At 42.8% G+C, this 13,144-nt stretch carries 13 protein-coding genes; 12 read left to right on the top strand and 1 reads right to left on the bottom strand.

Going from position 1 to position 13,144, the window contains the following annotated elements; all coding sequences use genetic code 11:
• Positions 1 to 87 precede the first annotated feature (87 nt).
• Entirely contained in the window at positions 88 to 1,638 is a 1,551-nt protein-coding gene (locus JXL83_05880) for a S8 family serine peptidase (protein ID MBN2363641.1), read from the top strand.
• Between the two features lie 9 nt (positions 1,639 to 1,647).
• The gene (locus JXL83_05875; GenBank protein MBN2363640.1) at positions 1,648 to 4,197 is read left to right on the top strand and encodes a S8 family serine peptidase; all 2,550 of its coding nucleotides are present in this window, start codon (positions 1,648 to 1,650) and stop codon (positions 4,195 to 4,197) included.
• A gap of 3 nt (positions 4,198 to 4,200) precedes the next feature.
• Here JXL83_05875 and JXL83_05870 read toward each other — a convergent pair whose 3' ends face one another.
• The gene (locus JXL83_05870; GenBank protein ID MBN2363639.1) at positions 4,201 to 5,010 is read right to left on the bottom strand and encodes an HAD-IA family hydrolase; all 810 of its coding nucleotides are present in this window, start codon (positions 5,008 to 5,010) and stop codon (positions 4,201 to 4,203) included.
• 147 nt (positions 5,011 to 5,157) lie between these two features.
• Here JXL83_05870 and fusA point away from each other — a divergent pair, with 147 nt between their 5' ends.
• The 10 genes from fusA to yidC all read left to right on the top strand — a co-directional run bounded on the left by fusA (position 5,158) and on the right by yidC (position 13,033).
• Entirely contained in the window at positions 5,158 to 7,236 is a 2,079-nt protein-coding gene (gene fusA / locus JXL83_05865; protein ID MBN2363638.1) for an elongation factor G, read from the top strand.
• Positions 7,229 to 7,684, top strand: a complete 456-nt coding sequence (locus tag JXL83_05860) for a hypothetical protein (GenBank protein MBN2363637.1) — start codon at positions 7,229 to 7,231, stop codon at positions 7,682 to 7,684. The genes fusA and JXL83_05860 overlap by 8 nt, the downstream gene beginning before the upstream one ends.
• Positions 7,684 to 8,454, top strand: a complete 771-nt coding sequence (locus JXL83_05855; protein MBN2363636.1) for a TatD family hydrolase — start codon at positions 7,684 to 7,686, stop codon at positions 8,452 to 8,454. The genes JXL83_05860 and JXL83_05855 overlap by 1 nt, the downstream gene beginning before the upstream one ends.
• On the top strand, positions 8,405 to 9,118 hold the full coding sequence (locus JXL83_05850) for a ThiF family adenylyltransferase (GenBank protein MBN2363635.1): 714 nt from the start codon (positions 8,405 to 8,407) through the stop codon (positions 9,116 to 9,118). Before JXL83_05855 ends, JXL83_05850 begins: the two co-directional genes overlap by 50 nt.
• Positions 9,119 to 9,170: 52 nt before the next feature.
• Positions 9,171 to 10,145 carry a class II fructose-1,6-bisphosphate aldolase gene (locus JXL83_05845; protein ID MBN2363634.1) on the top strand — a complete coding sequence of 325 codons (975 nt, stop codon included), beginning with the start codon at positions 9,171 to 9,173 and terminating at the stop codon, positions 10,143 to 10,145.
• A 1-nt stretch (position 10,146) separates the two neighbouring features.
• The gene (rsfS, locus tag JXL83_05840) at positions 10,147 to 10,497 is read left to right on the top strand and encodes a ribosome silencing factor (GenBank protein MBN2363633.1); all 351 of its coding nucleotides are present in this window, start codon (positions 10,147 to 10,149) and stop codon (positions 10,495 to 10,497) included.
• Positions 10,498 to 10,561: 64 nt separating this feature from the next.
• Positions 10,562 to 10,708, top strand: a complete 147-nt coding sequence (gene rpmH, locus JXL83_05835) for a 50S ribosomal protein L34 (GenBank protein MBN2363632.1) — start codon at positions 10,562 to 10,564, stop codon at positions 10,706 to 10,708.
• Positions 10,705 to 11,037, top strand: a complete 333-nt coding sequence (rnpA, locus tag JXL83_05830) for a ribonuclease P protein component (protein MBN2363631.1) — start codon at positions 10,705 to 10,707, stop codon at positions 11,035 to 11,037. Before rpmH ends, rnpA begins: the two co-directional genes overlap by 4 nt.
• On the top strand, positions 10,932 to 11,246 hold the full coding sequence (yidD, locus tag JXL83_05825; protein ID MBN2363630.1) for a membrane protein insertion efficiency factor YidD: 315 nt from the start codon (positions 10,932 to 10,934) through the stop codon (positions 11,244 to 11,246). Before rnpA ends, yidD begins: the two co-directional genes overlap by 106 nt.
• 14 nt (positions 11,247 to 11,260) lie before the next feature.
• Positions 11,261 to 13,033, top strand: coding sequence for a membrane protein insertase YidC (yidC, locus tag JXL83_05820; protein ID MBN2363629.1), 1,773 nt, complete (start codon positions 11,261 to 11,263; stop codon positions 13,031 to 13,033).
• Positions 13,034 to 13,144 lie beyond the last annotated feature (111 nt).

Below are 13,144 nucleotides of genomic sequence, written 5' to 3'. Positions count from 1 at the left end.
TTTGAAGACTTTTTTAACCTTTTTTTTATTATGATGAAGATATATAATTAAAGATTGATTGTGATCTGTTTGTTTAGAGGAGGTTATGTGAGAAAATATTTCACTTCGTTATTTTTATTACTTGTTCCATGTTTTTTAATCTCTTCTGATTATACACAGGGGGAAGTTCTAGTAAAATTCAAAACGGGTATGAGAGGAAGCCTTTCTTTTACAAGAGAAAGCAGTAAAATAGTATCCGGATACGCAGAACTTGACCAATTATTTACGCAATTCGGTGTTTGCAGTTTTAGGCAACTTGTAGAGAATTACAATAACGGCCAAAACTATGATTACGGACTAGACATGATCTACGTTTTGAGTTATAGCGTTCCGGAAAATCCGCGATCATTTGCCTTGTCACTCTCGCGAATTTCAGTTGTGGATTTCAGCGAACCCAACTATCTCTGCGAGGTCTATGTTCAAGGAAGTTATAATCCGTTTTTAACTCCTAACGACCCTGATTTCTCTCAACAGTGGTTTTTACCGAATATTGACGCCCAGCAAGCGTGGGATATTCAGACGGGTAACCACAATGAGAGAGTCTGCGTAATCGATGTAGGGATGGAATACTCCCATCCTGATTTAAGCGCCAACTGGATTAGAGGTTACGATTTTTACGACAACGATCCTGACCCGGACCCCGGCTTTTGGGGTTTTTTAGAGACACACGGAACGCATACTTGTGGATGCGCAGGTGCTGTCACCAACAATTCAACTGGTGTCGCTTCAATAGGTTTCGGGATAGGCATCATAGGAGTCAGAGCAGGCTTTTTGTTTTCAATTGACGAAGCCTCAGCCACACAGGGAGTATATTACGCTTGCACTACTGGAGCTTCAGTAATTTCGATGAGTTTCGGCGGTCCAGACGCCATGAATTCCCTTCAGACGGCTATCAACGAAGCATACAACAACCATGACATAATAGTTGTCGCCGCGGCCGGAAACAACGGAGACACAGTCCCTCAGTATCCAGCCAATGGTCAGAACGTACTCTCTGTCACCGCCACGAATTCAAGCGACATGAAAGCGAGTTTTTCCACATACGGTGGCTGGGTTGACGTGTCAGCACCCGGAGAAGAAATTTATTCGACGTTGCCTTCGACAGCAGGAACTTACGGCAACATGAGCGGAACTTCCATGGCGTGCCCCATAACAGCAGGATTACTCGCTTTGATGAGGTGCCAGTTTCCAACCGAGACTAATTCTCAGATAATAGCAAGATTGTTTTCTTCCGCCGATTCTCTGCCGTCAGAACCTCTTTTCGCGCAGGGTCTTATGGGTGCCGGTAAGATAAACGCCCACAGGGCGCTTGCAGGCGGCTCATCTGTTGAAGAAAATCCGGGTGTTCTCCACCCGTTTACGGTAGAGACGATTTCATTAAACCGCGGAAAAGCGGCTTTATTAATTCGAACTGGAGTTGAAATAGATATTGAAATAGAACTCTTTGACGCTTCAGGGAGAATCGTGAGAAATATTTGTGAAAAACAACTTTCCGGGGAGAAATATATAAACTTTGAGGGATTATCCTCAGGAAGTTATGTATATAGATTGGTCTCAGGTGAAAATTCACAGACAGGTAAAATTGAAATATTGAAATAGGAGGTTATGATGAAGAAATGGATAGTGGCTTCAGTAATTCTGACATTGTTATCTTTGCCGATTACGGCGTCACAAACGCACAAACCGGGCGAAGTAGTGGTTAAATTCGTGAACAGTTACAGGGGAAGCCTTGATTTTGAACTAAGAGACGGGAATCTTTATTCTGGAATCGCTGACTTAGACAGAATTTTAAGTGAAAGAGGTTTTGAAAATTTTGAAATTTTGATCTCTGACTATGATTATTTACGTAAAGTAGATTGTGGACTTGACATGATATTTATATTCAGGTCAAATTCTGACAAAGACGCTGTTGAGAGTTTAGAAGATTTCATAAAACTGCCGTATATAGAATTTGCGGAGTTGAATTATGCTGCGGATTTTTTCAAATCACCCAGTGTAACCGGATGGGAACCTTTTTATACTCCAAACGACCCATATTTTTCTAATCAATGGTTTTTAGGAAAAATAAACGCTCCAGATGCGTGGGATGTTTTTGTTGGGAATCACAATTCGATTGTGGGCGTTGTCGACGACGGATGTGAAAAGGATCATGCCGACTTGAACCCGAATTACATAACAGGTTATGATTATGTTAACAACGACAACGACCCCACTCCTCCCACCACGGCTGACAATCACGGAACTCATTGTTCAGGGCTTGCCGCCGGAGCTACAAACAACGGTATTGGTATTGCGGCCGCGAGTCACAATGTCGGCTTGATAGGTGTGAGGACTTACTATCTGTCTCAGTGTGCTCAGGGGATTTATTTCTGCTCTCAGAATAACGCGAGTGTGATTTCGATGAGCTGGGGACCCGGAAGTTCACAAATATATGCCGCTCTCGTGGACGCGCACGATAACTATGATGTTATATGCATTGGCGCAGCTGGAAATGACAATGTTTCCACCCCACATTATCCCGCGGCGTATGACAATGTCGTCGCTGTCGCTTCTTCTGGTTCAGGTGATTTGAAATCAACATTTTCTAACTATGGATCTTGGGTTGATTTAGCCGCTCCAGGAGAGGGAATGTATTCGACAGTTCCTTTCGGAACTTATGATTACATGGACGGGACTTCCATGGCCTGTCCTTTGACGGCGGGTCTTGCCGGATTGGTAAGGGTTCTCGCGCCGACTATTAGCGCTGATTCTACAAAGGAGCTTCTTAAAGCAGGCTGTGACCCTATGACAATGGATCCGTATTATAATTCGGGTCAGTTAGGAAGCGGAAGAATTAATGTTTACAGAACAATTGGAAAAGCTGGATTTACAGATTTTAAGGTTCTGAGTACTCAAGTTGAAGGACCTGGAGGATCCTTCCATATTTTACCAGGACAACAAGGGACGGTTGAAATTGTTCTTGAATGTGACACAGCGTTTAATTCTGCCGCCTCTATTCAGATTACTGCCAGTTCACCTTCACCGGCTATCACTTTCACAGACAGCATATCGGATTTTGGAAATGCTAATCCCGGAGATACAGTTTCAAATACATCAGATCCTATTGAATTCATGGTGAGTTCGTCAGCAACTGTTCAATTTGTTGAAATGGATTTTTTGATTTCAAGCAATCCCGATCCGATGAAAAATTCGTTTTCTGTCCAGTTCACGGCAGGGGGCATACCGGGAATATTAATTGTAAACGGTGATATTAATAGTAATTACATCGATAAATATACAGCTCCTTTGGATAATTTATCTCAGATATACGATGTTTGGAACCGCCAAACAGATGGACCTGTGGGGACTCTAATTAATGATTACTCAATGGTCATATGGTTTTCTGGAGATGCGACTGCAACGGACAGTGTTCTCTCGTCACAGGACATATCGGATTTATCCAGTTATATTAATGCCGGAAAAGATTTATTTATTACAGGTCAAAATATTGCCGAATATCTTGGCGGCAATAGTTTTTCAACTGATTATCTCCATGTCAATTGGATTCAGAATCTTTCCACTCCTTCTCTACAGTCAATTACAGGATCAATTTTTGATCCCCTCATGATTGCAACGGCGGGAGGACTTCCGGCCAATCAGACCTCCAGAGATGTAATTGGTGCTGTAAACGGAGGAGCTGACGCTTTTAAATACTACAACACGACTCACATCGGGGCTGTGACATATTTTCAGGGAGCCGGCAAAGTCGTGTTCTTCGGATTCGGATTCGAGGCGATTCATCCAACCGGGCCTTTCGCGCCTCCTGACAGCGTTTTAAAGAGAATTCTCGACTGGTTTGAGACGGGCGTCGAAGAAAATCCTGTGCTCGTAGGACCAGATATAAGGGAACTCTTTTTGGCGGTACACGGAAATAACATTTTCAGCTCTCAAGTCTTGTTCTCAGCCGACGTCCCAGACGAAGAAGAAGCTTCGGTCTATGTGTTTGATGTCACGGGAAGAATAGTGAAAACTCTGGCTTCTGGTCTTACGCATGGATCTCATAGAATATCTTGGGACGGAAAGGACGAGAGAGGCAATAACGTGTCCGGGGGGAACTACGTTGTTAGAATGATAGGAAGAAGAGCGTTTTCTTCTTCGAGAGTTCTTTTGGTGAGGTGAAAATCATTGATTATCGCTGAATAGATTTTCGGCGATACCTATCAAATGTCGGGGAGAAGAGGCGTTGAAATCCGCCTTTTCTCCCTTTGTGTTTTTAAAGCCCCATTGGGCGAGAACTGATTTGCACCCCGCCCTTCTTGCGGATTGAATATCAGTCCAAGCGTCGCCGACTACGGCGATCCTGTCCGTAATTGCATTTGTGTCTTTTTGAATTTTATATATCATGTCGGGTTCCGGCTTAAGCGATATTCCCATGCCGCCGGCGACGATTATATCGAAGTATTTGTAAATGTCCAGTGAGAGGAGTAATTTTTCTGTCATTGCAATTTCCTTGTTCGTGGCGATACATAGAGAAAATCCTTTTGATGTCAGGATTTCGAGGGCATCTGTAATTCCATCGTAGGGAAAGCTGTTGTCGGTGATATGTTCAATGTAATGATCTGTGAAGACTTTCTTTGCTATGGTCACTATGCCGTCGTCTTTTCCGAATCTGTCGAGTGACATCCTGATTAAATTGTCAAAACCTTGTCCGATGGACTTCATGGCTTCTTTTTTTGGGAAAGGTTTTAAACCAAATTGATTTCTCGTGTGGTTTATTGACGCTACTATATCGTCAGAAGTGTCGATCAGAGTCCCGTCGAGGTCAAAAACGATTATTGCAGTTTTGATATTTTTCTTCCTTTGAAGTTGATCTATGTTTTTTACACAGTCATCAAAAGATGATATAAAAAATTGCCGGATAAAACAATTTTCTTCGAATAATTTCTTTCCGTTGCCTGAAAGTCTGCAAATAGTTCCAAACGGACGGCGCAAATCCCTCTAATATGGATTATTAAGTTTTATATTTGAAATTGTGGGGATAATCAAAATCATTTATTGAAATTATAGATAAAATATGATTAAAATAAGGTTCACACCAAGTTTTGAAAGTCTTTCGTATATTTCTTTCAAGGAGGGGAAATGTCGCTTTTTGGGGTTGAAGATATCAGAAATGTTGTTTTAATTTCTCATCAAGGCGCGGGAAAAACGACCCTCGCGGAGTCAATGCTTTTCAGGGCGGGGGTCATAAACCGGATGGGCACGATAGACGACGGCAATACGGTCATGGATTTCGACCAGGAAGAGAAGACAAAGAAAACTTCCATAAATCTTTCAATGGCGAATTTTACCTGGAAAGAAAAGAAGATAAACATACTAGACACGCCAGGATACATAGATTTTATTTTTGAGACTATCGCCGCCGCAAAGGTGGCTGAAAGTGCTATTGTCTTGGTTGATTCAGCTTCAGGAGTCGAGGTCGGCACCGAGATAAACTGGGATAAACTCGACGAAAAAAATATGCCGAGGCTCGTGTTCATTAACCACATGACAAAAGACAACGCCGATTTTGAAAAATGCCTGTCTTCTCTCAGAGAATCTTTTCCCAAGGTGATATTCACTCCTTTTGTCCTGCCCCTGGGAAAAGGGACGTCTTTCAAGGGAGTCGTAGACACAGTGGCGAAAAAAGCGAGAATCATTGAAGGCGGAAAAGTCATCGACGCTGATGTTCCTGCGGAGTTGACCGCTAAAGTTGACGAAGCTTACAACACAATTGCCGAATCAGCGACAGAAGCCGACGAGGGGCTTATGGAAAAATATCTTGAAGGACAGAAATTGACCGAGCAAGAGATATCGAAAGGTCTCGTGGAAGCTTTCAAGAAAAACCTTTTTGTACCTGTCCTATGCGGAGACGCTGTATTAGGCGCTGGTGTGGAGGACCTTTTGAACCTCATCGTGTCTTTATCTCCAAGCCCTTCGGTTGCATACCCTATGAAAGCTAAGAAAGTTTTCGGGGATGGAGAGACGGAAATAAATATGGAATCGCCTTTCTCGGGTCTTGTTTTCAAGATGACCGCTGAACAGCATGTAGGTGAAATTTGCTACCTAAGGGCTTATTCTGGAAAAGTCTCAACCGGGTCAGAACTGTTGAACAGCAGAACCGGCAAGATGGAAAAGATAGGCCAAATGTTCTCCGTGTCGGGAAAGGAAAGGGTTGAAACCAAAGAGCTGTCGGCTGGTGACATAGCCGCGCTCGTCAAATTGAAGGACACGACTACAAACGATACTCTGTCGGACAAGAACCTTTCCGTCGAAATTGAAAAAATTAGGTTTCCAGAACCGAGCATCACTTTCGCGGTAATTCCCGAATCGAAATCTGACGATGAAAAAATGATATCAGGTCTGACTAAGATACAAAAAGAAGATCCATCCTTCAGGTTCAGATACGATTCGGAGACAAGACAGACTCTCGTCGAAGGCATGGGCGAGACGCATCTTGAAATAATACTATCGAAAATAAAAAAATCGGGGAGCAACCTGAAATTTGAAAAACCGATTATTAAATATCGCGAGACCATACGAAAAAAAGCCGAAGCTCAGGGCAGACACAAAAAACAATCGGGCGGAAGAGGACAATTCGCCGATGTGTGGATACGCTTTGAACCGACTGAGAGGGGTAAAGATTTTGAATTCAAAGACGAGATTTTCGGAGGCGCTGTTCCGAAAAACTACATCCCAGCGGTTCAAAAAGGTCTCGAAGAGGTTCGTAAAAAAGGGATTTTATCGAATTCCCTGACGGTTGATTTCAGAGCCATTCTCTTTGACGGCAGCTACCACAAAGTGGACTCTTCTGACCTGGCGTTTCAAATAGCGGCCTCTCTGGCTTTTCAAAAAGCGATTCCGGAAGCAAACCCAATATTACTGGAACCTATCGTCAGTATAGAAGTAACCATCCCCAACGAGAACACTGGGGACATAATGGGCGATATAAGCACGAGAAGAGGAAAAGTTCTCGGTATGGAGCCTTTGGGGAAATGGCAGAAAATCAAAGCTCTCGTCCCAGAGGCGGAAATGTATATGTATTCGACAAATCTTAGGTCCATAACACAGGGAAGGGGTTTTTTCACTCAAAAACTTTCTCATTATGAAGAGGTCCCGAAAGAATTGACTATGAAAATCGCGGAGGAGACCAGAAAGAGGAGGGAAGAAAATCATGAGTAACAAAACGGTTTTGATATTATTCATGTTTGGTCTTGCTCTGTCTTCCTGCGCGCCAAAGAATCCGGAAATTGTCAGCAGAGCCGTGGAATTCGCAAGGGTGGAGCTGGAAATCTGGAGAAACAGGATGCCAACCATACCTCCAACGGAACATAAAGTTGTGTGTATTTTTACCGTCAATATCGATCAAGAGTCGGTCTTTGAAGAAGCGAGATTAAAGGCGGGAATGATAAAAAACGCGAAAGGAGAGAATTTGTCTTCAGTTTCTTTCGATTCCGCTTTGATCATAACATCCAAAAGAGAAGAAGGATCGATAGATGTCAGGGCTGAAGTGGACTTTCCGGAAAAGGTGACAGACGGAGAACAGGTCATTGGTTGGCTGATGTTTTTCGTGGACGGCGTGTTGATTGAGATAGAAACACCTGTCGCCGTTGTCAAAACAGTTTATTAGTGATAGACGTCCACTGTCACCTGACACATCCTCCTCTTTCTTTTAAAAGGCAGATTGTGGTAACAAAAGCGAAAGAGGCGGGTGTAAAGATCATAATTGACAGTGTCACCGATTGGAATATCTGGGAAAGCGAGATTCTAAGAAAAGAAGAGGGAGTCTGCATAAGCCCCGGTATTCATCCGCAGTCCATCGTGGATGACGATTTTTCTCGACAAATTGCCCTTCTTTCTTCACTAGCTAAAAATTTCAGAGTAGCGGCTATCGGCGAGATAGGATACGACACGTTGAAAAACACCGCAGACCTAAAGCTTCAGAGAACTGTTTTTAACCTCCAACTGGAAATCGCCCATAGAGAACAAATACCCGTCATCATCCACTGCTTAGGCCAGTATGATCTTCTTCTTCGCGAACTCAAGGGCATGAATATTAAAGTTCCCTTGATTTTGCACAGATACAGCGGAGGAGACGGACAGGTTCGGGCATTTTCCGCTCTCGGTTGCTATTTTTCAGTTTCAGCTGATGTTCTCAATCCGAAAAATAAAAAATTGCGTAAATCGGTTGAGAGCATACCCTCTGAATTGATGCTGGCTGAAACCGATTCTCCCTATTTTTTCTTCGGCGGAAAACCCAACAGCGGTACACCTGCGCAGTTGCCTCTTGTAATTGAAGAGATTGCAAAAATAAAAAAAATGTCTTTTGAAAAGACACGAGAATTGATATATGAAAACGCGAGACGAATATTCAAGAAAAGAATTTTTTTCGAGAACTGAAAAAATATACGGTCATAAAACGATTGAACTTCTCGCCAAGACAAAAATAGCTGTCGTGGGAATTGGAGGAGTAGGATCTGCCGCTTCTGAAATTTTATGCAGGATCGGCGCTGAAAATATGCTTCTTGTTGACGACGAAGATATTGAAACTTCTAACCTTAACAGGCATTTTCAATCTTCAACGGAAAATGTCGGAAAGAGCAAGGTAGACGAAGCTGTCATGAAATTTTCCGGTATCAACCCAAAAGAAAAATTCAAGGGGATAAAAGAACATGTTACAAAAGATAATTTGTGTTTAATTGAGAATTTTGAGCCGCGCTTTGTTCTCGACGCTGTTGACTGCGTGGAGACAAAGATTTTGTTGGCAAAAATGTGCGCTGAAAGCGGAGCGGATTTTATTTCATCTATGGGAGCCGGATGGAAAAAAAATCCTCGACTGGTAAAGGTCTCTCTTCTAAGCGAGACGTCTGTCTGCCCTCTGGCGAGAAAAATGAGAAAAGAATTGAAAGGTGTTTACGACTTTCCCGTAGTGTATTCCATGGAGTCATCTTCTGGCAGAGGTTCTCCAATAGGCTCCTCCATCATTGTCACTGCGATGTTTGGACTTTTAATGGCTGATTGGCTGGTTGGACGGGTTTCCGATTGTTTTTCTGGTGGAGATTAAAAAATTTCTTACAGGTAAAAAATTTTGATATAATAAAGAAAAAGGAGTGGATATGTTGGAATTTAAAAGTATTGGTTTTGTCAACACGAGGGAAACGTTCCAAAAAGCCTACAAAAATGGATTTGCAGTTCCCGCGTATAATTTTAACAACATGGAACAGCTTCAGGCTATTATGCTCGCATGCGCTGAAACCAATTCCCCCGTCATTCTTCAAGTTTCAAAGGGAGCGCGTAAATACGCAAATCCTACGATGCTGAGGTATATGGCGGAGGGGGCTGTGAGAATGGTGAGAGACGAGATGAAAGCTTCATTCCCGGTAGCCCTTCATCTTGATCACGGAGATTCATTTGAAACTTGCAAGTCGGCGATAGAATTCGGTTTTTCCTCGGTGATGATCGATGGCTCTTCACTTCCCTATCAGGCGAATATTGAGTTGACAAAAAAAGTGGTCGATTTCGCTCATAATTTCGACATAACTGTCGAGGGTGAACTCGGGGTTCTCGCCGGCATAGAAGACGACGTCGTCGGAGAAGCGACTTCATACACGGATCCTGAAAAGGTCAAGGAGTTCGTCAAGGAGACCAACGTCGATTCCCTCGCTATTTCAATAGGCACTTCACACGGCGCTTATAAATTCAAGCTTAAACCCGGCGAACCCATGCCTGAGCTGAGATTTGACATTCTTGACGATATCACGAAAAAAATCCCGGGGTTTCCGATTGTGCTCCATGGTTCTTCGTCGGTTCCCTCTTATTACATCGAACTGATAAACAAATACGGAGGTAAACTCGAAGGCGCCGCGGGTGTCCCTGAAGATCAATTGAGAAGAGCGGCAAAATCCTCCGTCTGCAAAATAAACGTCGACACGGACGGAAGACTTGTTATTACAGCAAAAATAAGGGAAATATTGTCGAAAAATCCGGAAAAATACGACCCAAGAGATTATCTTGGTCCCGCTCGAGAAGCTTTGAAAGAGCTTCTCATTGACAAGAATGTCAACGTAATGGGAAGCGCCGGACAGGGATAAGATGAATAAAGAAACGTCTGCCATTGTCGAAGTTTTACTTCAAAACAAGGCTTACGATGTCGTTTACATTGACATCGCGGGTCTTTCAGCTGTGACTGACGGAATCATAATCGCGACGACCCTTTCCGATGTCCACTCAAGGAGCTTGATACGCAAGATTCATGAATCTTTGAAGGAATCGCAGTCAAAAACACATTTCCGAGAAGAAGGTGTCAGGAGCGGAAAATGGTCTGTTCTCGATTTCACAGATTTCATGGTCCATTTGATGGTTCCTGAGATGAGAGAATTGTATAACCTCGAAAGCATTTGGCCTGAAGCGAAAGTTACGGAGTTTGGCTGTCAACCTCGTTGACTTTTAGATAGAAAATGATATAATTTACGTTTTTTATGAAACTATACAATTTCCGGAGGATAAAATGAAGAGAACATATCAACCGAGCAGATTAAAAAGAGCGCGATCACACGGCTTTAGAAAAAGAATGAGCACCAGAAACGGAAGGAAAGTACTTTCGAGCAGAAGGGCTAAAGGAAGAAAAAGGCTTGTTCCTGAAATTGCCGGATGAGCCCCTTCGTTTACGGAAAACTCAGTAAAAAGAAGGATATAGAAAATCTTCTCTCAAAAGGACAAAGAGATTATTTTTCTTTCATAAGCATCGTTCATAAACCTTCGTCTCAGACCATGTTCAGCATCGGTTTAAGAAAAGGGATTAGAAGCGCTGTTGCGAGAAACAAACTGAGAAGAAGATTGAAAGCCTTACTGGTAAAAAACGTCTCAAGGATGACATCATGTTTCGAATTTATCGTCATAGCAAAAAAAGAAGCCGCGTATTTGGATTTCGAAGAATTGGAGAAGCAATTGACAGAAGCGATGAAAAAAGCCGGATTGGTTTGACGACGAAAGTTATCGTTCAATTGATAGAATTTTACCGCGTTTTCGTTTCTCCGATTTTTCCGCCCTCTTGTAGATATACCCCCACTTGTTCGGAGTATTCGAAACTGGCTTTCCTGAAATACGGAGTGTTGAAAGGCGCGTACTTGTCTATCAAGAGAATTTTAAGATGCAACCCTTTCTTTCCCGGGGGGTATGACCCGCTTGAATAAAATTAAGGAGCAAAATGGATTACAAACTTAGAATAATTCTGGCTATAGTGGTCTCTTTTATAGTGCTTGTTTCATGGCAATTTCTTTTCAACAAAGATAAAAAAAACCAGACCCAGGCCATCGAAGACACAGCCTCCGCCCAAACTACACCGACTTCGGAGATAGAAACGGATTCCGCGTTTATTTCCCAAAATGTGTTTTCAGACAGCGGCGCAGACCTGATTTTTACCAGAAAACCGGTTCAACCCCAATATCAGATAAGCAACGAGAACCTGACAATCAACCTCGATCTTTTGAGAGGGGCTTCAGTCGCTCAAATAAAACTTCATGATTACGGAATGGATGGAGACGAAGCAAACCTGATTCTTTTTCCTCTTGAAGACGAAACACCCCCTGAAAGGGGACTTGTTTTCACCCTAACAGAAGACAGCTCCGCTAAGACGGTTTTTTGTTCGGATTCGGTGCCTTTCGCTCTCGAGACTGCATTTGTCGAATCTGACACACAGACGCTTGTATTTTCTCAGAAAATACTGCGCGTCAAAAACACTGAATTTGATTCGCTCGTATCGGATTCGTTGGTTCAATTCTCGTTTTCGGACACAACTGAAGAAGAGATTTTCATAAAATATTCATTGCCTCCGAAAGGGTACTCTTTTCAAGTCGCCTGCTGGACAGATTTCAACAGCAGAATGAGATTCAGCTGGAACATGTCTTGGCTCGACGGAATGGCTGTAACCGAAGAAGACGGAAAAGTTGACCCCGCAAAAAACAGATTTTTTATCGCAATGAATCCAACCGGATTCAGGTATTTCAGAAAAAGCCTAAAGGACATCGCAGAGGGAAAAGAAGAATACAAAGACCCGGCGTTTTGGGCTGGCGTCGCCGACCAATATTTTATGATGGCTTTTATACCGAGAAACGACGATGGAAGCGATTTTTATTCTCCAGTTGAGTTCGTGTCCTACGCTGGAGACGACAGCCGTCACGACTACGAGACAAATGTTAGTTTTGGTCCAATTCACACAGACACCGCGAAATTTATTTGTTACACTGGACCACTCGACGAAACACAGTTGTCGAGCACCGGCTTTCACTTGGACGAGAATGTTCAGATGGGTTGGAGATGGCTGAGGCCTATCAGTAAAGTTCTATTGTGGTTTTTGAGGTTGCTGAACAGATTCATACCCAACTACGGTCTTGACATCATAATCTTCTCGTTCGCGATGAATGTAGTTTTTCTGCCGCTTTCACTTTACAGCCAGAAATCCATGAAGAGAATGCAGGACCTTCAGCCTAAACTTCAAGTTCTCAAGGAAAAACATAAAGGAGATCCAAAAAAATTAAACGAAGAGACCATGAAACTTTACAGACAGGAAGCTTTCAACCCGTTCAGCGGATGTCTTCCTCTGCTTCTTCAGATGCCGGTGTTCATGTCTCTTTACCAGATAATGAGAACCACCATAATTTTGAGAAACCAGAGTTTTCTGTGGATTCCAGACCTTTCTGCGCCTGAAGCCACCATACCGATATCCCTGCCCTTCACCTCGTCTCCAGGGATAGGGATTTTGCCCCTTTTGATGGGAGCCATGATGTTCATTCAGCAAAAAATGACAAACACGAATCCCCAGCAGAAGACGCTGACGTATATAATGCCGGTTTTCATGACTTATATATTTTTAGGATTCCCGTCGGCTATTGTTTTATATTGGGCTTCATACAATCTTTTCGGTTTGATTCAGCAATTTTATTTCAAATACAGAGAAAAGGCAAAAAAAACGGTGGAATAGAATGAACGAAAAAATTTATCAATGGATTGAAGAAAACGTAAAAGAAATTTTGAGGTTGATGGGATTTGATAGAGTTACTTTGAAAGTAAACGAAGAAGAAGAGAATTATTT

The sequence above is a fragment of the candidate division WOR-3 bacterium genome, assembly GCA_016934535.1.
GTDB lineage: Bacteria > SDB-A > SDB-A > SDB-A > SDB-A > JAFGIG01.
The sequence above is the reverse complement of the archived record's forward strand: the minus strand, read 5'-3'. Positions and strand labels throughout refer to the sequence as shown.

What these genes read in the sequence shown, in the direction of transcription:
- JXL83_05875 (MBN2363640.1), top strand. Translation starts at nt 1,648, where the DNA reads ATGAAGAAATGGATAGTGGCTTCAGTAATTCTGACATTGTTATCTTTG.
- fusA (MBN2363638.1), top strand. Translation starts at nt 5,158, where the DNA reads ATGTCGCTTTTTGGGGTTGAAGATATCAGAAATGTTGTTTTAATTTCT.
- rnpA (MBN2363631.1), top strand. Translation starts at nt 10,705, where the DNA reads ATGAGCCCCTTCGTTTACGGAAAACTCAGTAAAAAGAAGGATATAGAA.
- JXL83_05860 (MBN2363637.1), top strand. Translation starts at nt 7,229, where the DNA reads ATGAGTAACAAAACGGTTTTGATATTATTCATGTTTGGTCTTGCTCTG.
- JXL83_05845 (MBN2363634.1), top strand. Translation starts at nt 9,171, where the DNA reads ATGTTGGAATTTAAAAGTATTGGTTTTGTCAACACGAGGGAAACGTTC.
- rpmH (MBN2363632.1), top strand. Translation starts at nt 10,562, where the DNA reads ATGAAGAGAACATATCAACCGAGCAGATTAAAAAGAGCGCGATCACAC.
- yidC (MBN2363629.1), top strand. Translation starts at nt 11,261, where the DNA reads ATGGATTACAAACTTAGAATAATTCTGGCTATAGTGGTCTCTTTTATA.
- yidD (MBN2363630.1), top strand. Translation starts at nt 10,932, where the DNA reads ATGTTTCGAATTTATCGTCATAGCAAAAAAAGAAGCCGCGTATTTGGA.
- JXL83_05850 (MBN2363635.1), top strand. Translation starts at nt 8,405, where the DNA reads ATGAAAACGCGAGACGAATATTCAAGAAAAGAATTTTTTTCGAGAACT.
- rsfS (MBN2363633.1), top strand. Translation starts at nt 10,147, where the DNA reads ATGAATAAAGAAACGTCTGCCATTGTCGAAGTTTTACTTCAAAACAAG.